Source organism: Streptomyces rishiriensis (genome assembly GCF_003112535.1).
In the GTDB taxonomy this organism is placed as follows: domain Bacteria; phylum Actinomycetota; class Actinomycetes; order Streptomycetales; family Streptomycetaceae; genus Streptomyces; species Streptomyces rishiriensis.
Genome location: NZ_BEWA01000002.1, coordinates 1 through 24,177 on the forward strand (window position 1 = coordinate 1; position 24,177 = coordinate 24,177).

A 24,177-nucleotide genomic window follows, 5' to 3' on the forward strand; every position below is an offset into this window, starting at 1 on the left:
AACCGCCGGTTCGTGGCGTCTGCGGCGCGTCCGGCAAACAGCCGGCGATCATGGCCTCCCCCGGATCTGGCGCCAACATCCACATCACGGCGCCATGCGACGGCGGCATCGCAGTTGCATGGCTCATCAGACAACCGGGCCGTTCTCTGTTCGGGCAGTTTCCGCCCTGACGCGCACCAGCTCGTCACGCCCCGCTACCGACGCGATCGAGCTCCCCAGAGTGAGGCCGAACCCGGTCAGCGCGGAAGCTTCTCGCGCGGCCGGGCAGACCCCACGGACAGTGGTCGCAGACCTCACGGAAACCCTGCGTCCCCAACACGTCCCCACGATCATGAAAATGAGGTCGAGGAGATGGTGCCGGCTCGTCGGCTCAAGCCCGCTGGCCAGCATTCCCTCAGTTCAGGGCGACGCCCGCCCGGCAAGGGAGCAAGATCCGCACCCGGCTCCGAACTCACGCGCAGCGGATTCAGTCCGTTCAGGCGAAGTTGACGATCCGACAGGACAAAATGAACGTTTCCGCAGGTCAGGAGCCTGCACAAGTGGGGCGGGTGGGACTCGAACCCACGGCCGACGGATTATGAGTCCCTTGGGGATCTTGGCGGCCCTTGCCCGTCCACGCTCATTCATGACGTTTTTGCAGGCCAGAAGGGGTGGGCCGTGTCGACACACCTTCGCCTTTGTCAGTCTGTTCCTGTCCTTGTGTCCCGACTGCGTCCCGACACCGCCTGATTGGACAGGACCCACGGGCTTGGCAGGGCGTCGTACGAGTTCGGCGCGGGGCTCGAACCCTGCCGCAGCGGATTGCCTTTCCAACGCGCCCGTGCTCGCCCCTGCGCGCCGGGCAAACCCGGCAATGATCTCTACTCAGCCGAGTGCGCCTGTATCCCTACCGAAAAGCACTGGCCAACGACCGGTATGACTGCTGATGGGCTATCTGGGACGGGACTCTCAGCCCTGGACCACGGCGAGGGTGCCGTTGGCCGGAGGATCAGCACGGAGGACGGCGCGGCGGCTGCCCTCAACTGTTGGCGGCGGAGCCGGGCGCCCGGCTACTGGCGAACACACCGAGGAATCCCGCGATCAAATAGGACACGCCGTCAGCCCTCGGGGCTTTCGAGTAAGTTTTTGCGAGCTTGGCCATCCCGGATGACGCGTGTTCCCCCATCTCCTCCAGCCCCGCCCCGGCGATCCAGGCACCAGCAGCCTCGGCGGCAGGCTCTTGTCACGGGTGTCTCCGTGCGCCGGGCTGCGCACCGGGGAATCGTATGTCGCCTGCCGCACCGCCTGCTGCTCAACCTCGGACAGAGCCTGATGCTCGCCGACGCGCCCTCCCCAGAGACGCGCCGCGAGCGCCTCGCGCCCGCCGGACAGCCGCTTTGCCCAGCCGTCCACCGCTTTGAGCAAGACCTTGATTTGGAGCACTCCCGGAGCAGCTGCTGCACCGCCCATTCGGGTATGCTCCCCGACCTGCTGCAAGGCACCTCCGCACTCAGCCAGCCAACCGCGACCATGGGAACCGAGTAGTCCGCATACAAGTACGGAGTACCGTCCGCCAGTTCCAATAGCCGGCCCTCTGTCTGCAGTCAGTCACGCTTCGCCCGCTTCCTCACCCGGCCGACCAGCTTGGCATCGAAATACTCGAACCGTTCGCGGTCGGCGTCCACCGCGTCTAGAACCATCCGAGCCATCGAGGCACGACCAGTCGCGTACTCCGCGTAGAGGGTCCAGATACCTTCACGGGCCGCGATCTGGCAGTCGATCTCGAGTTCTGGAGCGCCAGCCTCGACTTCGGTCCAGTGAGACTCCCCGCCGACACAGGAAATGAGCTCGTCGAGCAAACGGATGTGTACCGCTTCGGATGTCTCCTCGTTCAGGGCCGCCACAATCATGGAGGTCACGGGTACCGCCACCTCGAAAAGGAGGGACTGAATGTACACGTGTCCCTCCAGGGAGGCATCGGCCATCTCTTGGGACGTGCTTGCCTCCAGCAAGCGAGCGAAGGTCTCGGGAATGTGGGCTCCCGTCCCGCCGCACCCGCATCGCAGGGAACCCCAGTCCACGCGCTCGGCCTGGATCAAGGAAGGCCTGACAGTCATGCCCGCACCCCCGGTGCCTTCTGCTCTTTGCTGAGCCACTGGTACACGCCGCTCGCGCGGCCGCGAGGTACACCGTACCCAGAGGTCATCTGTTGTCCCAGTCGCCAGGGTGCATGTACCAGGCTCCGGGTTCGACGTCCTCCGGAGTCAAGTAGGTCTGGCAGATAGGGCAGATGGGCATCTCGTCCCAAATCTCCATCTCTCTGTCCCAGTACAGGGCACGCGTGAGTGTCACACGATTCGCGTCACCGCCGAGGGCGTTGATGACATTCCCCTCCGCGCAGTATCCGCAGCCGGATGAGGCAACGGCTATTTCACCTGTTTCAGCGTTGTAGCCAGCGGTCCAGGTCTTCTTGGCGAGTCCGGTGCTGGCCACCACGCCGTCTCCGTTCGGGAAAAGTGTGCGCTGCGCCATCCGGTCCCGGAGATTCCGTGCGCCGGCGAGACCGTCCTCGATCCTCGTGCCCCTCGGCACCCGGGTTTTGGTGACGACCGCCGTGGACGAGGCCTTGCGGCCGGGTGCGGTCTTCTGCACCGGAGCACGTGAGTCCCGCGCCGAGGGTCTCGTCCCTGGCGCCCCTGCCTCAGGAGCACTCGGTGCAGCCGCCTCCGCGTTCGTCGCACGGGCCTGTTCCTGCGCGTTCGCCCGCTTCAGCGCCGCCAGGTCCGCCGCGTCGGACGCTGCTTCGTCGACGGCCTTGGCGCCCGCGCCGGCCGCGGCCGCCGCGTCGGCGTCGGCTCCGCCTCTGGCCGTGTTGACCAGCGCGCTTTCGCCTTCACCCGCCGCACCGCGCTCCAGAGCCCCGATGCCGCTGCCTTCCATGCCCCCGCCGGAGACGACGCCGCCCGCGATTGCGCAGGCCTGGTCGTGGTCCGATCCGCTTCCCGTGAGCCAGAACTCGCACACGGACAGCGAGCGGATGGCCAGACCGATGTCCACGATGCTGCTGTAGAGGAGGTCGGGAGCGGCCTTCGGGTCGGGCGGTGTCGCGGGGGGCGTGAGGCCGGGAGACGGCTGCGGGGTGGAGCCTCCGCCGCCGCCGCCACTGGAGGTGCTGGTGGGCGCAGGCGCCGGGGACGGGGAAGGCGTCGGACCGCAGTCGATGACGCACTTGTTCATGGACGGGTCGTTGTACCAGTCGTCGAAACCCGTGGGGTCGCTGCTGCTGGCGGGGTTGTCGGCGGCGTATGTGTAGCCGCCCATCTGGTTGGGGTCACCGGCCTGGAAGAGCGGGTCCGGGGTGAGGAAGCGGCCGATGACCGGGTCGTAGTTGCGGGCGCCGAGCAGGTTGAGGCCGGTGACGGGATCGGCGGGCTGACCGAGGAAGCCGTGGTTCTCGTCCGGCGCCACCCAGGAACCGGGCTTGGTGCCGCGCGGGTTGCCCCAGGGGTCGAACGAGCGGCGGGTGACGGCCAGCGTGGCGGCGTTGACGGCGGTCAGGGCGGTGCCCTGCCCGTTGGCGACCTGGTAGCTGACTGTGCCGGTGCTGGAGCGCGTCACGGTGGTGCCGTCCGGACCGGTGATGTTGCGCAGGCCAGTCCAGGTCTTCGCGGCGACGTTGAGGGTGATCTGCTCGGTGCCGCCGAAGAGGTAGAGGACGCGGGTCTTGTCCACGCCGTCGACCGCGGCGGTCTGTTCCAGCAGGCCGCCCTTGGCGTCGTACAGGTACTTGCTGGTGTTGGTGTGGGTGCCGGAGATCGTGGCGACGGTGGCGGTGTGGCCTTCGGCGTCGTAGGTGAAGGTCTGGGTCTGGCCCGCCGGTATCGCGCCGGTGGCGGCGCTCGTCCACGTCTGGCCGCTGCCGCCGCAGGTGGCGATGGTCAGCTGGGTGCCGTTGGTGGCGGAGGCTCCCGGGTCGGTCAGGCACATCGCGCTGTTGGCGTTGTTGACCAGCGTGCCGGTGGTGGTGGCCTTCCACTTCTGGGTGGCGTCGGTCTTGCAGGTGTCGATCACCACGAGGGTGCCCGAGGCGGTCGCGTTGCCGGAGGTGTCCAGGCACATGCCGAGGACCTTCACCGTGCCGTCGGTGCCGATCGTCAGCTTCTCGCTGGTGGCGCCGTTGCAGGTGTTGATCTGCACCTTCGTGCCCGCGGTGGTGGACCCGCCCGCGTCGTCGACGCACCGCTTCCCGCCGCCGGAGATCGTGAAGGCGGTGGACAGCGGGCCGGTGGTCGTCACCTTCCGGCTCATGGTGTCGCCCGCGTTCACGTTGCCGTAGGCGGGGTCGGCGTACGTCGACGTGATGGTCGCGGTGCCGGAAGGGTTGGTGAGGGTGGCCGTCCCCGCCTGGTCGGGCAGCGTAGCGGGCGCCGTGCCGTTGGCGCCGGGGTAGGGGATGCTCTGCGTGATGTCGTTGAGCGCGTTGCCGGTGGTGTCGTGGTTGACCGTGCCGGTGCGGTCGCCGAGCTGGTCGTAGGTGTAGGTCTGCCAGTACGGGGCGGCTCCGCCGACGGTGGTGGCCGTGATGGGGGCCGTGGTGGTCGTCTGCACCCGCGCGGTGTTGCAGCCGCCCACGGCGCCGACCGTGGCCGCCGTGGGATCGGTGATGCCCCCGGTGTCCGTCCAGGCGTCGGTCAGCCGCTGGAAGGAGTCGTAGGTGAAGCATTGGGTGTCGTGCGCCGTGTTGTTCTGCAGGTCGTCGGCCGCGGTGAGTTCGCCGGCCTGGTTGTAGCGCAGATTGACGACGTCCAGGGCCGTGGCCGAGGTCTGCACCATGCTGCTGGTCTGGGTGACGCGCCCGGTGGTGGCGTCGTACTGGGCGAAGGTCGCCAGTTCCTTGCCGGTGGGGCCGTAGTTGGCCTGCAGCACGCGCCCGAACGCGTCGTGGACGGCGGTGTCCAGGTAGGCGGGCGTGTTGGCGGAGTTGATGAAACCGCCGATGCCGTCGAGGTTGCCCTGCTGGGTGTAGCCGTAGTCGATGTCCTCGGCGGGCAGGTTGCCGTCCGCCTGGTAGTGCGCGGTGGAGAGCAGGCCGACGTTCGGGGTGTAGCGGGCCGTGGAGGTGTAGGTGACGGTGCCTGACGTGGGCGCGCTGCTCTGTCCGGCGGCGGCGAAGCCGTCGGCTGCCGGGATCGTCAGTGTGGTTCCGAGCGGCTGGTAGGCCGTGTTGTAACCGGTGACGGCCTGGGTGTACGCCGACCCCGAGGCGCCCCCGACGTAACGGGTGGCCGAGGTCTGGTAGCCCTTCTCCAGCGTGTCGTACACATGGGACACCAGCAGCTTGGACGGGTCCGGTGTGGCGGACCAGGCGGCGGCGTATTCGGCAGTGGGGCGGTTGTCCCAGTCGTAGGTGAGGGACAGCGCCTGGCCGCGCGCGTCGGTGGTCTGCAGCAGGTTGCCGGTCACGTCGTACTTGTCGAACGTGGTCTTGCCGGCGTTGGGGTCGGTCTGAGAGGTCTTCTGGCCTAGCAGGTTGTACGTGTACGACCAGGTGTTGCCCGCGCTGTCCTTGATCGAGTCGATCTGGCCGGCGGGGGTGTAGGTGTAGCGGGTGGTGGCGTCGGCCGCCGGGACGGCGTTCGCCGTGCCCTGCTTCCACAGCGCGGAGCCGCCGGAGGCGACGACGGCCGCCGTGGAGTCGTTGCGCACCTGGAAGGTGGCGCCGGTGGTGGCCGTCAGGCCGGACGTCCACAGCTGGGCCGCGGCCGTGCTGTAGACGACCAGGTTGCCGTCGGTGCCGAACCTGGCCCAGGCGCCGGGGTGACCGCCGGTGCCGGAGGACCAGATGGTCGCGCCGGTCGCCAGGGCGGAGAGCACGAGGTTGCCGTCCGCCTGCATGGTCAGGCGCACGCTGTCGGAGGTCAGCGAGGTTCCCGAGGGGATCACCGAGCCGCCGGGCAGGGTGACCGTGGAGCCGGTGTTCTTCACCGTGGTGCTGGTGGTCTGGCCGATGGCGTTGGTGAAGGAGGCGGTGGAACGGCCCCCGGCTGGTGCCGTTGTGTCGACCTCGTCAGCTCCCGGGTAGCTGATGGAGGTGTGCCACTGCTCGACGGCCTGGTGCCAGAGGGTCCCTCTGAGGGGTCGTCCCTGGCCGTCGTACGTGGAGGTGGTCTCCGAGGGGATCTGGTTCTCGTTCGCCGCGTACAGCGTGGTCGACGGGAAGTTGTTCGGCTCGGAGTACGGCGCGTAGGCGGCGACCTGCCAGCCGTGCGAGTCGTAGAAGCTGTCCGAGATGATGCGGCCGGAGTTCGAGTCACCCATCGCGGTGGACTGGCTCTGTCGCGGCTGCAGCATGCCGTCGTAGATCGTGATCGAGGTGGCGTACGTGCCGTCCTCGCGCAGCGTCTTGGAGGTGACCGACGTCGGTGCGCCGGGCTGGGTGATCGTGTCTCCGGGCGCGGGTACGGCGCCGGGGTTGATGGAGTACTCGAAGGTGCGGTCCGGGCTCTGTCCGGCTGCCTTGTCCCGGCCGGGCAGCCACACCGCAGTGCGCCTGCCGAGCGCGTCGTAGGTCATGTCGGTCTTGCGACCGTTGGCGTCGACGTTCTCGGTGGACAGTCCGCGCAGCGGGTCCAGGGAGGAAGTGACCGTCCAGTTCTTTGAGTTGGTGGTGGTGATGCCGGTGGGGTTGGTGTTCTCGCCGGTCGAGGTCCAGGGAGGGGTGAAGGCCGTGTGGGTGTTCTGCCCGGTGACGTCCAGGGTGTCGGTGATCCGCCCGGCGCCGTCGTACTTCATCGCCGAGTTGGTCTGCCAGTTCTCCGTGGTGCCGGTGTAGCCGGTGGCCGTGCGCACAGCGGTGACCCGACCCGTCGTCGTGCTCCCGGTCTGCCCGAGCTGCCCGAAGGTCCCCAAATTCGTGAGGCTGCCGTCACCGTCGTAGTAGAGCTTCTTGTCGGCCAGGAGCGTGGTGGCGCTCGGTGCGGTGCCGCACGGGCCGCTGACGGCGGTGATCTGGGCCGGGTAGGCCAGGGCCATCGAGTTACCGGACGGCGGCGTCGCGTAGGTCGTGGTGGTGCACTTCTCCTGTTTCGGGTCGACGCCGTCACCGTGCTGGTTGACGGAGGAGAGGCGGCCCTGGCTGTCGTACGCCGTGTCGGTCTTTGTGTGCCGCCAGGTCCCGTTGGAGGTGAGTTCGTATTTCAGGGAGCTGCCGGACTTGATCCGGTGCGCGGTGAGGTCGGGCAGGGTGGACAGGGTCGGCTCGGTCTCGCCGGGGTTGTCCTCCTGGGTCCAGTCCGTCCAGGGCGTCCGGTGGGAGGAGGCGGTGCTGGTGAAGGCGAACGGGCCGTTGACGCTGACGGCGTCGACGGCGCCGCCGGCCTGGGTGTAGGTGTCGTCCTCGAGCATGCTGCCGGACAACTGGTCCGAGTCGGTCACGCTCAGCACGGTGCTGCCGCCGACCTTGGCGTCGACGGTGACGGAGCGGCGGCTGCCGTCGGCCTTGTAGTCGCCGTCCATGCCCTGCAGGTAGGTGGTGGTCCGCTGAGTGACGGGCTCGGGGCTCTGGCCGGTCTGCACGGTGACGGTGCGGAAGCCGCGGAACTGGTCCCAGGTCCGGTACTGATCGTCGGTCAGCGCCGAGTCGTCGCGGTGCCAGGCCGGGCCGGAGTAGCTGTAGCGGGAGATCTGCGTCTCGGAGCCCGCCGGGTTGCTCTGGGCGTCCGGCTTGTACTGGCCCGCGATGGTCAGGTCGGACACGGCCACGCTGTCGACCGTGACCTTGTTGAACCAGTCCGCGACCGGCTTGGAGGCTCCGGGCACGGTCCAGTAGACGGGATAGCAGGAGTCGGCGTTGCTGTCCGCCTGGGAGATGGAGAGCGATCTGCCCGCACACGGAGCCGAGTTGTACTCGACTGCGATCGACTCACCGGTCTCGGTCTGCACACTCGAGATGCGCGGCCGATACAGCGGCGGGGCGGACGGGGAGTCGTCGTTGACCCGGTTGTCGATCTCGGTGCCGGTGAACGACACCTGATTCAGCGCGATGTCGCTGTTGCCGTTGCCGTAGGTGCCCTTTCCGGTGTGCCGGACGGACTGGAGCCACATCACGGCCTGCAGCATCCCGGCGTCCTTCGGGTCCACCGTGGTGCCGGTGACGGGGTCGACAGTGCCGCCCGCGTCAGAGTAGATCTGGCCCAGCTTGTAGGAGTCGACCGCGGTGAGCTGGTCGGCCGCCTTCACATGAACCTTGGTGGTGATGGAGTCCAGCCGCGTGGTGGTCCAGAAGCTGGGCCCTGACGTGATGCACACGTCGTCGGGGACGGTCGTGGCGCCGTCCGGCAGCTTCGTCTTGTCCGTCGAGTCGCAGTGGAGGTCCCACGGCACGTCGGGCCAGTGCGTGGCGGTGGAGTCCTTCAGGTTGGACGCGGAGCAGTCGGTGAACGTGGAGGTGGTCTGGCATCGCTGGGCCAGGCCGAAGTCCACCTCGGCCGCCGGAGTACGCCCGGCCTGCTCATCGGCCAGCGTGTATCCGTACGAGAGCAGCGTCAGCGCGCCGCCGCGGGTGTACGAGGTGAGAGTGCCTGTGTCGTCCGGGTCGGTCGACTCGCCCGCTTGACCGCCGCCGAGATCGTAGTAGTTGGACTCGGTGGTGTAGTCGTACCGCTGCACGAATCCGGCTGGTGACACCACGAAGTCGAGGTTCCAGCGCCAGCCCTCCGGCTTGTCGCACTGGGACGCCTTCCCCTTGGCGCTGTCGTAGCAGGGGTCCGTCGCTTGCGGGTGCAGGACGGGGACGCCCCAGGCGGAGTGCGTGGAGGGGTCGGCAGGGTTCGCGGGCATGGTGGCAGCGGTGCCCGCACCGTTCGGGGAATGGTCGGCGCCGAAGTAGGCGGCTGTGCCATCCGTAGTCAGGACCCGGTAGTAGACGCCGTCGTGCAGGCCGTTGTCGGCTCCGGACAATTCCTGTACGAGGGTGCCGTCGTCGCCCTGCAACCGCCACTGCCTGATCTCCCCGGTCACGCTGGAGTCCACGCCGTCCGGCACCAGTACTCCGGAGTGCGCGCCGAAGGACAGCGTGGCGTTGTCCCCGCCCCAGCACTCGTCGCCGGAACCCTTGAGGATCTTGTCTCCACCGGAGTCGAGGAGGGAGCCGCACTTGCGGTAGGCGCGCTCCACGGAACCGACCTGGTAGCTCCAGCCGTCCCCGACCCACGAGGCCTGGGAGTTGCGGGCGGTGGTCTCGCCGTCGACGGTCTGCGAGTCGTAGCTCAGGCCGACGGAAGGCGCGTTGCCACCGATCGCGGACGGCACCGAGATCGGGTACGAGTAGGTGAACGAGCCCGTGGCGGAGGCCTGCCAGGTACCGGCGGCCGACAGCGTGGTGGCACCGTAGTCGCCCTGGGAGCCCGAGGTGCCGGAGGTGACCGCCAGCGCCGTGGTGCCTGTCGTGGCGGTCGCCGTCACGGGCGCGGTGCGGACCGACATCGTCTGCGGGCCGTCCGCGTTAGCTGCCTGGTCGGGGCCTTTCGTCTGTTCGGGGACCTCTGCCTTCTCGGGCGCGGGCTCGGCGTCGGGTGCGGCCCCCAGGGTGACAGTCGCCGTCAGCTGTTCGGCGGTGGGACGGTTGGTGAACGCGATCGGGGTGCGCTTCTGGCATTCCGTCCGCTGCGGGGTGGTCAGCGCGCATGCCGGCAACTGCACCAGCTGCAGCCGTGAACCGTAGCCGCCGCCGTACGCCTTGGCGATCGCGGCGTAGTCGACGACCACGCGCACCCGGCCGCCTGCGGTGGCCGCGCCGGACGGTGTGATGCCCAGCAGCATGCCGTTGGCGCCGGCCTTGAGGGTCTGCGTGTGAGAGGCGGTCTGTACGCGGACCTCGCCGACAGGGTGTCCGTCGTCTGCCTGGGTCACCCAGACCGGCAGTTCACCGGCCTTGACCGGCTTCGCCGCGCCGTGGGTGCCCAGGGCGACGGTGGCGGTGCCCGCCTTGGGCCACTGAGGTCCCCGCGCCCGATAAGTGCCCAGTGAGCCGGAGCCCTTGGGGTGGGGGGTCTTCTTCCGCAGGGCGTGATGCCCGACGGTCAGGGGCGCGGGGAGCTCCTTCGGGTTCCAGACCTCGCCGTCGAAGCGGAAGCCTCCGTGGTGGCCGAACCCGTCGTCGCCGTCGGCCCTGTGTCCGGGGAGGAATCCCGGGGTGCCGAAGCCCGTGGCGATCGCCGCCGGCAGGAGCAGCGCGAAGAGGGCGACGGGAATCGTCCAGAGTCCCAGCCCAGTCAGGAATCTTCGGTGCCACACGCCCGCGAACCAGCGCCGTCTGCCACTCACGCGTACCCCCCGGAACACGGCCTTGAGAGGCCGTCACATCGCCAGACCACACGTGTGAGTGATCGAGCGGAGGCTAGGTTCGGCCATGATCACGACTCAAGTCCCTTTGCCGTTTCGATGACAAAACCGTGCATCAACTTGGCAGAGCGTGTGTATTTTCTGTGCCGAAATTGATCACTGCCGAGTGGCAATCGGGCTTCCCCCACCCCGCTGCCCGCGAACCGAAGGAAGCCCGCCACGTGTTCAGAGCACCGATACGCGCCGGTCGCAGACGTACTGCGTCGGCTCATCGTCTGGCCCTCTTCGCCACCGCACTCGGCTTGTTGACGGCTTTGCCCGTGCTGCCCGCCGCGGCCGACGACTTCGCGCCCACTCCGGCCGATCCCCTGCTGGCCGCGCAGAGCCAGGCCATGTCCACCGGACAAGCTGTCCCCGTAGACGCACTCACCACAGAGGTCTCCACCACCGAGGCGCTTCCGGACGGCACCTTCGCCAACACCACGAGTGCGCTGCCGACCCGGGTCCTCAAGGACGGCGTCTGGACCCGGGTGGACGGCACCCTGGTCCCGGACAGCCAGGGTGGGTACACGCCAAGGGCCACACCGAACGGGGTCATCCTCTCCGGCGGCGGCGACGGCCCGCTGGTCACCCTCAACCATGCCGACGGGCCCAGCATGGCCTTCACCCTGCCGTTCACTCTGCCGAAGCCGGACATCAGCGGTGACACCGCGCTGTACGCCTCGGTGCTGCCGGGGGTGGATCTGTCGGTGTCCGTCACGGACCAGGGCGGCTTCAGCGACGTCCTGATCGTCCACGACGCCGAGGCCGCAGCCAACCCCCAGTTGCGGAAGCTTTCCTTGGCCACCGCCACCCAGGGCCTCACCCTGGCCACCACCTCCTCCCACAGCATGAGCGCCACCGCCACTGACGGCGATCTGGCCTACACGAGCCCCCAGCCTCTGATGTGGGACTCCAGCTCGACGCCCGTCGCCTCCCACGAGGCCGGTCCGGCCGCCGGCTTGACGTCCTCCGTGGACGGTCCCGGGCCCGGAGCCGACACCAAGCCCGTGGGCATGACCGCCACGAACAAGGCCCTGACGCTGATCCCGGACGCCGGCATGCTCACCGCCCCGGACACCGCCTATCCGGTGTACATCGACCCGTACACCAACCCGGTGTCCTCTACCGCCGGTCATTACACCGAGGTCTACTCCAGCTCGACCTGCAGCAACTCACCGCAGTACGACAAGCCACAGACCAACGGCCAGGGCGCGGGCTATCAGCGGTGGGGCGGCGTCTGCGGTGTCGGCTTGGAGCGCTCGTACTGGGCGATCAACACCAGCGGACTGCACCCGGCGTTCGTCGTCTACGACGCCTACGTGAAGATCTCCACCACCTACGCGGCCAGCTGGAACTGCAGCCAGAACCAGCCCCTCACGCTCCACACCACGAATGCGATCAGCTCCGGCACCGACTGGCTGTCGCGGCCCGGCGTCCACGACACCGCCTTCCCACCGGTGACCGACACAGTGCCCAGCGGCGCCAACTCCAACAGCTCCTGCAGCAACAGCACCGCGACCTTCCATGTCACCGACCAGGCCCAGAAGATCGCGGACCAGGACGGAGACGGCTATGACGCGGCCGGCACCTTCGGCGCCGGCACCAACACCTGGACCATCGGCCTGTACGGAAACGAGTCGCAGACCTCCGGCAACGACGACTACCTGCGCCTGTCGACCACGCTGACCCTCACCACCAAGTTCGACATCCCGCCCGGCGTGCCGACCAATCTCCACATCACCCCGGCCGCCACCGGCGCGTCGGCCGCCTGCACCACGAGCGGTGTGGGCTGGATCGGCGCCACCACCTACTCGGACGCCGGCAGCAACATCACCCTGCACTCCACCGTCACCACCCAGATGTCCGGCGAGAACGTCAAGGCGCACTACCACGTCTGGGACCGTACGGTCGATCCGGACGGCGACGGCAGTGGGGCCGACGTATCGACCCCGACCAGCGCCTTCCTCGCCTCCGGCACCGACGCGGCGGTGAAGATCGGCGCCACTTTGAAGGACGGCCACCAGTACGGCTGGGACGTCTACGCCGAGGACGACTCGGTCTCCGACCTGAAGTCCACGACATCCGACCACTGCTGGTTCTCCACCGACTTCACGGCACCGGCAACCCCGGAGGTGACCGGCAACTCGTCGTTCCCCCCAGTCGGCTCCGGCCCCGCCGACCCGGTGGTCTACGCCGGCCCCGGCAAGACCACGAACTTCACCGTGGCCGGCGCCGACAGCCCGGCCGCCGACACCAGCTGTGCCCCCGGCCCCTGCAAGTCCAGCGGCATGGACTCCTTCCTGTGGCAACTCGACTCCCCGCCCACCGCCGCCGACGGCCAGAGCACCGCGATCACCGGCACCGACAACCAGGGCAGGTCCACCGCCACCATCCCCGTCCCGATCCGCGACTGGGGCGTACACACCCTGTACGTGGCCGGCGTCGACAAGGCCGGCAACATCTCCACCAACCCCTACGGCTACACCTTCACCGTCCCCTGGAACCCGGCCACCACGATCAAGCCCGGTGACATCTCCGGCGACGGCGTTCCCGACCTGCTTGCCACCACCAAGACCGGCGACCTCAACCTCGTCCCGGGCAACCTCGACCCGGCCCAGAACACCGACCCGGTCCAGAGCGGCCCCGTCACCGGCACCCCGCCGGCCGTCACCGGCCCGGTCACCGTGGCCACCGCCGCCGACTCACCCGACGGCACCGGCTGGAACAACTACCTCATCGCCCACCGCGGCAACCTGCACGGCACGAACGTCGACGACCTCTTCGCGTACAACAAAACGAGCAAGCAGCTCTACGTCGTCAAGAACGACCAGGACCCGGTCGACGACGCGTCCTTCCCGAGAAGCCCGTACTCCACGTTCGGCGGCTTCATCGGCCGACGGTTCGACGTCATCGCCAAGGACGCCTGCGCACCGGCCGACATCGTGGCGGACGACACGCGCTGCCGGACCACGGACTACAACGCCCAGACCTGGAACATCAGCCAGCTCATCACTCCGGGCAACGTCTTCGGCAACACCAACGACTACCCCGCTGTGATCACCATCGAGAACAAGGAGCTGTGGATCTACCAGTCCGACGGCGGCTACCACCTGAAGAACCCGATCCTGCTCGGCGACGGCGACTGGACGGGCCAGACGCTGATCGCGGCGGGCACCTTCAAGGGCAGCCCCGTGCTGTGGTCCCGTGACAACGCAACCGGCGAGCTCTTCAGCTACCCGGTCACCGTCGACACCACCACCCTGGTGCCGTCCCTGCTCCACCCCACGATCCACACCAGCCTGCGACTGGCGCTGCCACCTGCCTCCTACCCCGCCGTCGCCTCACCCGGCGACATCAACAGCCCCATCAAAAGCAGCGCAACCGACCCCGGAGCCCCGGACGGACTTCCCGATCTCTACACCGTCGACACGTCCGGTCAGCTCATCGAGTACAACTACCGGCAGAGCCCCGTCCTCACCTCCCCGCCCATCTACGACTTCGCTCCACCGGTCTCCCTGGGCTCGGTGACGGACACCGCCACCCACTGGTGGCAGCTCGCCGAAGGCACCGGCACCACCGGCGCCGACAGCACCGGCACCCTGGGCGCCACCCTGTCCGGCGCCTACACCTGGGGCGCCGACACCACCCGGGGCAAGTTCCTCAGCCTGAACGGCACCACCGGATACGGCACCACCACGGCGCCCGCCGTGGACACCTCGAAGAGCTTCACGGTCTCCGCCTGGGTCAAGCTCAACTCGCTCTCCGTCAACAGCACGTTCGTCTCCCAGAACGGCACCACCAACAACGGCTTCCAGCTGTACTACTCCTCCGGCGCCCAGGGATGGGCCTTCGGCCGCTGGAGCACCGACGCCTCCGGCGGCGTGTGGCGGGCGGCCTACGGCAGCAAGGCCACAACAGGCCAGTGGACCCACCTGGTCGGCGTCTACGACGCCACCGCCAAGGAGGTCCGCCTGTACGTCAACGGCAAACTCACCGCAACCAAGGACTGGACCTACGCCCCCTGGAACGCCACCGGCCCCGTCCAGGTCGGGCGCAAACTCTCCTCCGGCGTCTACGGCGAATACGCCAACGCGTCCATCAGCGGCATCCGCATCTATCCCACCGCCCTGCCCCCCGCCGACGCCGCAGCCACCGGCGACAGCCCCAAGGTGACCCAGCTCGACTGATCCCACGGTCAACGCTCGGCCCAGGGCCCGTCCCGGATCGACCGGGGCGGGCCCGCGTCGTGCCACGGCCGCCGCGGCGGCGGTGCCACGCGGAAGAACAGCGCCCACTGTTCCCGACCTCGGGTGTTCAAGCCGGCACTCTGCGCGGGCCGACCGAGCGGTTGTTCCTTGCCCCGGAAGCCGGTTGGATCAAGCCAGGACGATGTGCACGAGGGGGCAGGGGTGGCGTGGTCGACGGGGCTGCTCGGGTTCGCCGCCGGGTTCCTGATATCGGTGGCCACCTCGCCCGTCGGGGTCTCCGGAGCGGTGTTCCTGCTGCCGGTACAAGTCAGCGTCCTGGGCGTGCCCAGCCCGGCCGTGACACCGACGAACCTGCTGTACAACGTCGTGGCCGGGCCCGGCGCCCTCCTTCGCCACTGGCGGGCCGGGCGCCTGGGAGGGCCACTGACGCGCCTGCTCATCGCGGGTACCGTGCCCGGCGTCGTCATCGGCGCGGCGATCCGGGTCTTCGCCATTCCGGGACCAAGGGTCTTCCGTCTCTTCATCGCCGTGCTGCTGCTGCCGCTCGGACTGTGGCTGTGGCTGCGGACCGTGCGCCCGGCACCTGCCCGTGACACCCGCCGACCCTCCCCTCGCGCGACGACTTCGCTCGCCCTGGTCATCGGTGTCGCCGGGGGCATCTACGGAATCGGGGGCGGCTCCCTGCTCGGCCCGATCCTCGTCGGCCGCGGAGCACCCGTCGCAACCGTCACACCCGCCGCCCTCGCCTCCACGTTCGTGACGTCCGTCGTCGGCGCGGCCACCTACGCACTGCTCTCCCTCACGGCCACAGGTGACGTCGCCCCCGACTGGCCACTGGGCCTTTCCTGCGGCCTCGGAGGCCTTGCCGGCGGCTACCTCGGCGCCCGCCTCCAACCGCTCCTGCCCGAGAGCGCACTTCGGCTCCTGCTGGGCACCCTCGCCACCGGAATCGGCACGCTCTACACGGTCCAGATCCTGCGCTGACCACGCATGACTCAGCCCCCGTAGCCACTGCCGTACCCTCCACAGCCGGGCAGCCACCGGACACGGTGTTCACCTCGACCCGACACCGGCATCCGCAACACGACGCCGGGCGACTGCGGGACCGCAGCCGAGCGACACATCGCCCAGACCGGACAGTTTTCAGTTCGGGCAGTTTCCATGAGCTCCAGCAGCGAAGAGCGGGAGCCACACTGCGCCGCGCGGTGCCGACCCCCTACCCGCCCTCAGGCGACGCCGGCGCGGCGGACGGAGCGGCACCTTCCGTTTCCCTGCGTCCTAGCAGCGTCCCGACTCAAGCGCCCAGCCACTCACAGAAGCCACCTGCGGCGACTTCTCCGGTTACGAGCCGAGGTATCTGTGCAGGTCAGAGCAGTTCGGACTCTCGATGGCGGCAACGCTGCCGAAGCCACGCGCAGCGGATTCAGTCCGTTCAGGCGAATTTGACGATCCGGCAGGACAAAATGAACGTTTCCGCAGGTCAGGACCCTGCGCAAGTGGGGCGGGTGGGACTCGAACCCACGGCCGACGGATTATGAGTCCGCTGCTCTAACCGGCTGAGCTACCGCCCCATAGCGGCGTGTCGCGTACATGTGTGCGCGCCGTCTGCCGCAGCATAGCCGCTCATACGATCTCACGCTCCGGCTGGTCGGCCTTGCCACGACCATGAGGACAGCGCCTCTGGCCTGCACGGTTCCCACCGGTGTGAGACCACATGAAAAAGGACCCCCATGGGGTCCTCGTTCACGATGCTCCCCCGACTGGACTCGAACCAGTAACCTGCCGGTTAACAGCCGGCTGCTCTGCCAATTGAGCTACAGGGGACCGAGCTCCCCCGACTGGACTCGAACCAGTAACCTGCCGGTTAACAGCCGGCTGCTCTGCCAATTGAGCTACAGGGGAATGCCTCGTTTGCATCGAACGTGCCTGCCTGGGTATTCGCCAGTGGGCGCTCGCTCGCTGCGACACATACATTAGCGCAAGCAGGGGGGTGCTCCGCCAATCGGTTCCCCCCGGCGCCGTCGCCGTGCCAGGGACCTACACGAGGGAAGGGTGGCAGTCATGCGCTACAAGCTCACGTTCGTCGTCGGACTGGCTCTGGGTTACGTACTGGGCACGCGTGCCGGGCGCGAGCGCTACGAGCAGTTGAAGAAGTCCGCCCGGCACGTCGCGCAGAACCCCGCCGTGCGCAACACCGCCGAGACCGCCGCCCAGCAGGGCCGGCAGTACGCGGGCAAGGCGTACCACGCGGTCAGCGACAAGGTCGGCGACCGGATGCCCGAGTCGGTGTCCAGCCGGGTGCGCTCGCTGAAGGAGCGCAGCGCCCACAACGGCAGGGACGACGACTGGGGCAGCAGCAACACCTAGCAGCAACACACGGCAGCGGCACCCGGCTCCCAAGCCCGGCTCCGAAGTCCGGCTTGGAAGTCCGGCTCCGCTGTCCGGCTCCCACATCCGCGGTCCTTTTCGACGCGGAAACGCCGCGCCCCCAGCGGACTCGGGGGGCGCGGCGAGCTGTGTCACCAGGCACGACACCGGCGCGCCCGCCGGACGCCCGGCACCCCGGCGGTGCCCGACGGCCAGACCCGAGCGGAGAGTGCGGCAGAATTTTCGCCATGGGGATAGTCGCCGGGTTGGACAGTTCGCCCGATTTCACTCGTATCGTCGTCTGCGACGGGGACACCGGAGCCGTGCTCCGGCAGGGATACGCGCCGCATCCGGTGGAAGCCGCCGAGGGCGGCGGGCGGCCCTCCGACGTCGATCCGCAGGCCTGGCTGCTGTCCCTGGGCGAGGCCGCGGGCGGCGGCCTGCTGGAGGGCGTGCAGGCCATCGGCGTGTCCTCGCAGCAGAACGCCGTCGTGCCCCTGGACTCGCAGGGCAACACCGTCCGTCCGGCGATGGTCGGCGGGGACAAGCGGGCCCAGGTCGCGGCGGCGGACCTCCTCGACGCGCTCGGCGGGCGCGAGGCGTGGGCGCAGGCCGTGGGATGCGTGCCGCAGGCCGCGCAACCGGTGACCAAGCTGCGCTGGCTGGCGAAGAACGAGCCCGAGGCCGCCGCGCGGACCTCGGTGCTGCTGCAGGCCCACGACTGGCTGGTGTGGCAGCTGCTCGGGCGGCCCGTGAGACGGACCACCGATCGCGGCGGGGCCTCCGGAACCGGGTACTGGTCGGCCGCCACCGGCGGTTATCGGCCTGATCTCGTGGAGCTGGCGCTGGGTCACCAGGCGATGCTGCCCGAGGTGATCGGGCCGTCCGACGCGGCCGGCACGACGCCCGAGGGGCTGCTGATCTCCGCCGGGACGGGCGAGACGATGGCCGCGGCCCTGGGGCTGGGCATCGGGCGGGGCGACGCGGTCGTGTCCCTGGGCGCCTCGGGTTCCGTGATGGCCGTGCACCCCGAGGCGCTGGTCGACCAGAGCGGGATGATCACCTCCCTGGCCGACGCGACGGGGATGCATCTGCCCGTCGTCACCACCCTGAACGCGGTGCGGACCCTGCGCGGGGCCGCCGAGCTGGTGGGGGCGCCCGATCTGGAGGCGCTGTCGGATCTGGCGATGAAGTCGACGCCGGGGTCGCACGGCCTCGTCATGCTGCCGTATCTGGAGGGCGAGCGGACCCCGAACCTGCCGCACACCGCCGGGACCCTGGCCGGGCTGCGACGCGAGTCCATGAAGCCCGAGCATTTCGCGCGGGCCGCGTTCGAGGGCATGCTGTGCGGGCTCGCGGACGCGCTGGACGTGCTGCGCGGCCGGGGCGTGGACGTCCGGCGGATCTTCCTGCTCGGGGCCGCGGCGGAGCTGCCGGCGGTGCAGGCGGCGGCGCCCGCGCTGTTCGGGGCGCAGGTGGTCGTGCCGCAGCCCGCGGACTACGCGGCGATCGGGGCGGCGCGGCAGGCCGCGTGGGCGCTCGGCGTCTCGCAGGGCACGCTGGATCCGCGGACCCCGCCGGCCTGGCAGGGGGCGGCGGCACAGGTTCTGGACCCGGGTGAGGAGCTGGCCGTGGGGCAGGCGGTGCGGCAGCAGTTCGTCTCGGTGCGGGAGCAGACGCATCCGGGCGCGTTCCGCGCATAGGGAGCTCGTCGGCCGCGCTCGTCGGCCGCGCTCGTCGGCCGCGTCCATCGGCTGGCCGCGTCCATCGGCTGGCCGCGTCCATCGGCTGAGCTGCGTCCATCGGCTGAGCTGCGTCCATCGGCTGGGCTGTATCCGACGGCTGGGCTGTGTCCATCGGCTGCGCAGGTGCGTCGGGAGCGGAGGGCCGGGGTGCGGCCGGTGCGCGGCCGGTGCGCGGCCGGTGCGCGGCCGGTGCGCGGCCGGTGCGCGGCCGGTGCGCGGCCGGTGCGCGGCCGGTGCGCGGCTGTGCGCGGTCGAAGGCTGTGAAGACGGCTGTAAACGCACTGCCGCCGGCTAATCGGTTGGGGTAACGCGGGGGGAGTGTCCGACGATAGGGGCCAGGGGCAACCGATGCCTCTCCCCGCCGACCCCGAGAGACGTAGCGTGCTCATACGACTGCTGAGGACCTACCTCAGGCCCTACCGAAAACCCATCAGCCTGCTGGTGCTGCTGCAACTGCTGCAGACCTGCGCCACCCTCTACCTGCCCACGCTGAACGCGCACATCATCGACAACGGCGTCGTCAAGGGGGACACCGGGTACATCCTGTCCTTCGGCGGCGTGATGATCGCCGTCTCGCTGGCGCAGGTCGTGTGCAACATCGGCGCCGTGTACTTCGGCGCGAGGACCGCCTCCGCGCTCGGCCGCGACATACGGGGGGCCGTCTTCGACAGGGTGCAGTCCTTCTCCGCCCGCGAGGTCGGCCAGTTCGGCGCGCCCTCGCTGATCACCCGGACCACCAACGACGTCCAGCAGATCCAGATGCTGGCCCTGATGACGTTCACGCTGATGGTGTCGGCGCCCATCATGTGCGTGGGCGGCATCGTGCTGGCGCTCGGCCTCGACGTGCCGCTCTCCGGCGTGCTGGTCGCCGTCGTGCCCACCCTGGGCGTCTTCGTGACGCTGATCGTGCGGCGGATGCGTCCGCTGTTCCGGTCCATGCAGGTGCGGCTGGACACGGTGAACCGGGTGCTGCGCGAGCAGATCACCGGCAACCGGGTGATCCGCGCCTTCGTCCGGGACGAGTACGAGGAGCAGCGGTTCCGCAAGGCCAACGCCGACCTCACCGACATGTCGCTGAAGACCGGCAACATGCTGGCACTGATGTTCCCGGTGGTCATGACGACGGTGAACCTGTCGTCGATCGCCGTGGTCTGGTTCGGGGCCCACCGGATCGACAGCGGCGGGATGCAGATCGGTGATCTGACCGCGTTCCTCGCCTATCTGATGCAGATCGTCATGTCCGTGATGATGGCCACCTTCATGTTCATGATGGTGCCGCGCGCGGAGGTGTGCGCGGAGCGCGTCCAGGAGGTGCTGGACACCTCGTCGTCGGTGGTGCCGCCCTCGGCGCCGGTCACCGAGCTGCGCCGGCACGGGCATCTGGAGATCCGGGCGGCCGGGTTCCGCTATCCCGGGGCCGAGGAACCCGTCCTCAAGGACATCGAACTCGTGGCCCGCCCCGGTGAGACGACGGCCGTGATCGGCTCGACGGGCAGCGGCAAGTCCACCCTGCTCGGGCTGGTCCCCCGGCTCTTCGACGCGACCGAGGGCGAGGTCCTCGTCGACGGTGTCCCGGTGGCCGAGGTCGAACCCGCGCTGCTGGCGAGGACCGTCGGACTCGTACCCCAGAAGCCGTACCTGTTCGCGGGCACGGTCGCGACCAACCTGCGCTACGGCAATCCCGGAGCCACCGACGAGGAGCTGTGGCAGGCGCTGGAGGTGGCGCAGGCCAGGGACTTCGTCAGCAAGCTGGAGAACGGGCTGGACTCCCCCATCGCCCAGGGCGGGACGAACGTCTCCGGCGGCCAGCGGCAGCGGCTCGCCATCGCGAGGACGCTCGTGCAGCGGCCGGAGATCTACCTCTTCGACGACTCCTTCTCCGCTCTCGACTACGCCACCGACGCGGCGCTGCGCGAGGCGCTCGGCCGGGAGACCGCCGAGGCGACCGTCGTGATCGTCGCCCAGCGGGTGGCGACCATCCGCGACGCCGACCGGATCATCGTCCTCGACCAGGGCCGGGTCGTCGGAGTGGGCTCGCACCACGAGCTGATGGCGGACAACGAGACCTATCGGGAGATCGTGCTCTCCCAGCTCACGGAAGCGGAGGCAGCCTGATGGCCGGGCCCATGGGGCGCATGATGGTCGGCGGCGGTCCCGAGAGCCGCACGCTGGACTTCAAGGTGTCCGGCAGGCGGCTGCTCGCCCGGTTCAAGCCGGAACGGCTCACCCTCTTCGCGATGCTGTTCTGCGTCGTCCTGAGCGTCGGCCTCAGCGTGGTCGGGCCGAAGATCCTCGGCAAGGCCACGGACCTGGTCTTCGCGGGCATCGTCGGACGGCAGATGCCGGCCGGCGCGACCAAGGAGCAGGTCCTCGACTCGATGCGCGGGCGCGGCGACAGCGGTGTCGCGGACATGCTCAAGGGCACCGACTTCACCCCCGGCAAGGGCATCGACTTCGACGCGGTCGGCCAGGTCCTGCTGTTCGCGCTCGGGGTGTACCTGGTCGCCGGTGTGCTGATGGCGGTGGCGACGCGCCTGGTCAACAGGACCGTCAACCGGACGATGTTCCGGATGCGCGAGGACGTGCAGACGAAGCTGTCGCGGCTGCCGCTGTCGTACTTCGACAAGCGCCAGCGCGGCGAGGTCCTCTCCCGCGCGACGAACGACATCGACAACCTCGGGCAGACGCTCCAGCAGTCGATGGGCCAGCTGGTCAACTCGCTGCTGACCGTCGTCGGCGTGCTGGCGATGATGTTCTGGGTGTCGTGGATCCTGGCGCTCGTCGCGCTGGTGACGGTGCCGCTGTCGGCGATGGTCGCCACGCGCGTGGGCAAGCGGTCGCAGCCGCACTTCGTGCAGCAGTGGCGCACCACCGGCAAGCTCAACGCCCACATCGAGGAGATGTACACCGGCCACACGCTGGTGAAGGTGTTCGGTCGCCAGGACGAGTCGGCGCAGCAGTTCGCCGAGCAGAACGACGCGCTGTACGAGGCCGGGTTCAAGGCGCAGTTCAACAGCGGGGTCATGCAGCCGCTGATGATGTTCGTGTCGAACATCAACTACGTGCTGGTGGCGGTGGTCGGCGGGCTGCGCGTCGCGTCGGGTTCCCTGTCCATCGGCGACGTGCAGGCGTTCATCCAGTACTCGCGCCAGTTCTCGATGCCGCTGACGCAGCTCGCGTCGATGGCGAACCTGGTGCAGTCGGGCGTCGCCTCGGCCGAGCGGGTCTTCGAGCTCCTGGACGCCGACGAGCAGGGGGCGGACCCGGTGGTGGCGGAGCGGCCCGCGGAACTGCGCGGGCGGGTGGCGCTGGAGGGCGTGTCCTTCCGGTACGACCCGCAGACGCCGCTGATCGAGGACCTGTCCCTGACGGTGGAGCCCGGCAACACGGTCGCCATCGTCGGCCCGACGGGCGCCGGCAAGACGACGCTGGTGAACCTCCTCATGCGGTTCTACGACGTCTCCGGCGGCCGCATCACCCTCGACGGCGTGGACATCGCGCGGATGTCGCGCGACGAGCTGCGCGCCGCGATCGGCATGGTCCTGCAGGACACCTGGCTGTTCGGCGGCACCATCGCGGAGAACATCGCGTACGGCGCGTCCCGGGACGTGACCCGGGGCGAGATCGAGGAGGCGGCGCGGGCCGCGCACGCCGACCGGTTCGTGCGCACCCTGCCCGACGGCTACGACACGGTGATCGACGACGAGGGCAGCGGGGTCAGCGCCGGTGAGAAGCAGCTGATCACCATCGCGCGGGCGTTCCTGTCCGATCCGACGATCCTGGTGCTCGACGAGGCCACCAGTTCCGTCGACACCCGCACCGAGGTGCTGATCCAGAAGGCCATGGCCAAGCTGGCGCACGGGCGGACGTCGTTCGTCATCGCGCACCGGCTGTCGACCATCCGGGACGCCGACACGATCCTGGTGATGGAGAACGGCTCGATCGTCGAACAGGGCGCGCACACCGAACTGCTCGCGGCCGACGGCGCCTACGCGAGGCTGTACAAGGCGCAGTTCGCCCAGGCGGTGGCCGAGGTGGACTAGTGGACTAGAGCCCTTGCGCCGCAGGAGGCCGCTCGGGGGGCCGCTCCCCTGGGGACGTTCCCCAGGGGGCCGTTCCCCAGGGGGCCGCTCGCGTCGGGGGGCGGCGAGCGGCTCCGCGGGGCCGCCCCGGCTCAGTCCAGGTAGCCGCGGAGCTGGTCCGCGAACGCGTGGTCCCTCAGCTTGTTCAGCGTCTTCGACTCGATCTGCCGGATCCGCTCGCGCGTCACGCCGAAGATGCGGCCGATCTCCTCCAGGGTGCGCGGCCGGCCGTCCGCCAGCCCGTAGCGGAGCTGGACGACCTTCCGCTCGCGTTCGCCGAGCGTGGAGAGCACGGCGTCCAGGTGCTCGCGCAGCAGCAGGAAGGCAGCCGACTCGACGGGGCTGGCCGCGTCGCCGTCCTCGATGAGGTCGCCGAGGGCCACGTCGTCCTCCTCGCCCACCGGGGCGTGCAGGGAGACCGGCTCCTGGGCCAGGCGCAGCACCTCGCCGACCCGCCCGGGCGGGAGGTCCAGCTGGCCGGCGACCTCTTCGGCGGTGGGCTCGTAGCCGCGTTCCTGGAGCATGCGGCGCTGGACGCGGACGACCCGGTTGATCAGTTCGACGACATGGACCGGGACGCGGATGGTGCGGGCCTGGTCGGCCAGCGCGCGGGACATCGCCTGGCGGATCCACCAGGTGGCGTAGGTGGAGAACTTGTAGCCGCGGGCGTAGTCGAACTTCTCGACGGCGCGGATGAGGCCGAGGTTGCCCTCCTGGACGAGGTCGAGCATGGTGAGCCCGCGGCCGACGTAACGCTTGGCGACGGACACCACGAGCCGGAGGTTCGCCTCGATGAGGCGGCGTTTGGCCATCCTGCCCATGACGACCAACCGGTCCAGGTCCAGGGCCAGTTCGCTGTCCAGGTCGGACGCTCCGCTCAGCCTCTCCTCGGCGAACAGGCCCGCCTCCACGCGACGGGCGAGCTCGACCTCCTCGGCCGCGGTGAGCAGCGGGATCCGGCCGATCTCGCGCAGATACTGGCGGAACAGGTCCGAGGAGGGGCTGCCGCTCTCGGTGGCCCGGGCACGCGGCGGGGTCTCGACGGGCTCGGGTTCCGGGCCCTCTTCGAGAGCCTCGGCGGGCGGGTCGGCGGGCTCGGCGTCGCCTTCGGGCCCGGCATCGGCATCCGCCTCAGACCCGCCCTCGGCCTCGGACCCGCCCTCGGCCTCGGTCTCGGACTCGGCCTCGGGGTGGTGCGCGGCGCGGTTCTGCGGCGGGACCGCGGCCAGGACGTCGGTGTCGGCGTCCGGTTCCGTGGTGTCGGTCGGGCTTTCGGCAGTGCGGTCGGTCTGGGTCAGGGTCTGGGTCTGCACGGGGGCGACCTCCAGGATGATCGCTGCTGAGGTGAGCGGCGGCGCTATGCCGGGGGGGCCGCTCCGAGGACTCAGGCACCGGGACCAGTGTGGGGTACGA

At 69.5% G+C, this 24,177-nt stretch carries 9 protein-coding genes and 3 tRNA genes; 6 read left to right on the forward strand and 6 right to left on the reverse strand.

The annotated features are described in order from the left end of the window. Positions 1–1,583: 1,583 nt before the first annotated feature. Together Sri02f_RS01775 and Sri02f_RS01780 are read right to left on the reverse strand one after the other, a co-directional pair. The gene (locus Sri02f_RS01775) at positions 1,584–1,991 is read right to left on the reverse strand and encodes a hypothetical protein (RefSeq protein WP_159106651.1); all 408 of its coding nucleotides are present in this window, start codon (positions 1,989–1,991) and stop codon (positions 1,584–1,586) included. A gap of 190 nt (positions 1,992–2,181) precedes the next feature. Continuing rightward, on the reverse strand, positions 2,182–10,302 hold the full coding sequence (locus tag Sri02f_RS01780; protein ID WP_159106652.1) for a ricin-type beta-trefoil lectin domain protein: 8,121 nt from the start codon (positions 10,300–10,302) through the stop codon (positions 2,182–2,184). Positions 10,303–10,625: 323 nt separating this feature from the next. On the opposite strand from Sri02f_RS01780, the gene Sri02f_RS01785 reads away from it, so the two are divergent. Next, the gene (locus Sri02f_RS01785; protein ID WP_159106653.1) at positions 10,626–14,549 is read left to right on the forward strand and encodes a LamG domain-containing protein; all 3,924 of its coding nucleotides are present in this window, start codon (positions 10,626–10,628) and stop codon (positions 14,547–14,549) included. A 222-nt stretch (positions 14,550–14,771) separates the two neighbouring features. Then, positions 14,772–15,554, forward strand: coding sequence for a sulfite exporter TauE/SafE family protein (locus tag Sri02f_RS01790; protein WP_108999284.1), 783 nt, complete (start codon positions 14,772–14,774; stop codon positions 15,552–15,554). A 513-nt stretch (positions 15,555–16,067) separates the two neighbouring features. Here Sri02f_RS01790 and Sri02f_RS01795 read toward each other — a convergent pair. The 3 genes from Sri02f_RS01795 to Sri02f_RS01805 all read right to left on the reverse strand — a co-directional run bounded on the left by Sri02f_RS01795 (position 16,068) and on the right by Sri02f_RS01805 (position 16,472). Then, positions 16,068–16,141: transfer RNA gene (locus tag Sri02f_RS01795), tRNA-Ile, on the reverse strand. Between the two features lie 180 nt (positions 16,142–16,321). Beyond that, positions 16,322–16,394: transfer RNA gene (locus Sri02f_RS01800), tRNA-Asn, on the reverse strand. A gap of 5 nt (positions 16,395–16,399) precedes the next feature. Continuing rightward, a tRNA-Asn gene (locus Sri02f_RS01805) sits at positions 16,400–16,472 on the reverse strand. A gap of 159 nt (positions 16,473–16,631) precedes the next feature. Here Sri02f_RS01805 and Sri02f_RS01810 point away from each other — a divergent pair. From Sri02f_RS01810 to Sri02f_RS01825, 4 genes are all read left to right on the forward strand, one after another. Beyond that, on the forward strand, positions 16,632–16,937 hold the full coding sequence (locus tag Sri02f_RS01810; RefSeq protein ID WP_108999285.1) for a hypothetical protein: 306 nt from the start codon (positions 16,632–16,634) through the stop codon (positions 16,935–16,937). A 248-nt stretch (positions 16,938–17,185) separates the two neighbouring features. Next, on the forward strand, positions 17,186–18,640 hold the full coding sequence (locus Sri02f_RS01815; RefSeq protein ID WP_108999286.1) for a xylulokinase: 1,455 nt from the start codon (positions 17,186–17,188) through the stop codon (positions 18,638–18,640). A 423-nt stretch (positions 18,641–19,063) separates the two neighbouring features. Further along, on the forward strand, positions 19,064–20,797 hold the full coding sequence (locus Sri02f_RS01820; RefSeq protein ID WP_108999287.1) for an ABC transporter ATP-binding protein: 1,734 nt from the start codon (positions 19,064–19,066) through the stop codon (positions 20,795–20,797). Next, positions 20,797–22,725, forward strand: a complete 1,929-nt coding sequence (locus Sri02f_RS01825; RefSeq protein ID WP_108999288.1) for an ABC transporter ATP-binding protein — start codon at positions 20,797–20,799, stop codon at positions 22,723–22,725. Before Sri02f_RS01820 ends, Sri02f_RS01825 begins: the two co-directional genes overlap by 1 nt. A gap of 131 nt (positions 22,726–22,856) precedes the next feature. On the opposite strand, the gene Sri02f_RS01830 is transcribed toward Sri02f_RS01825, so the two are convergent. Next, complete coding sequence (locus Sri02f_RS01830) at positions 22,857–24,152, reverse strand: RNA polymerase sigma factor (protein ID WP_245970400.1); 1,296 nt, start codon at positions 24,150–24,152, stop codon at positions 22,857–22,859. Between the last annotated feature and the right edge of the window lie 25 nt (positions 24,153–24,177).

Bases quoted from the DNA above. Each gene is read 5' to 3' on its own strand.
- Sri02f_RS01825 (WP_108999288.1), top strand. From the start codon at position 20,797: ATGGCCGGGCCCATGGGGCGCATGATGGTCGGCGGCGGTCCCGAGAGC.
- Sri02f_RS01815 (WP_108999286.1), top strand. From the start codon at position 17,186: ATGGGGATAGTCGCCGGGTTGGACAGTTCGCCCGATTTCACTCGTATC.
- Sri02f_RS01810 (WP_108999285.1), top strand. From the start codon at position 16,632: ATGCGCTACAAGCTCACGTTCGTCGTCGGACTGGCTCTGGGTTACGTA.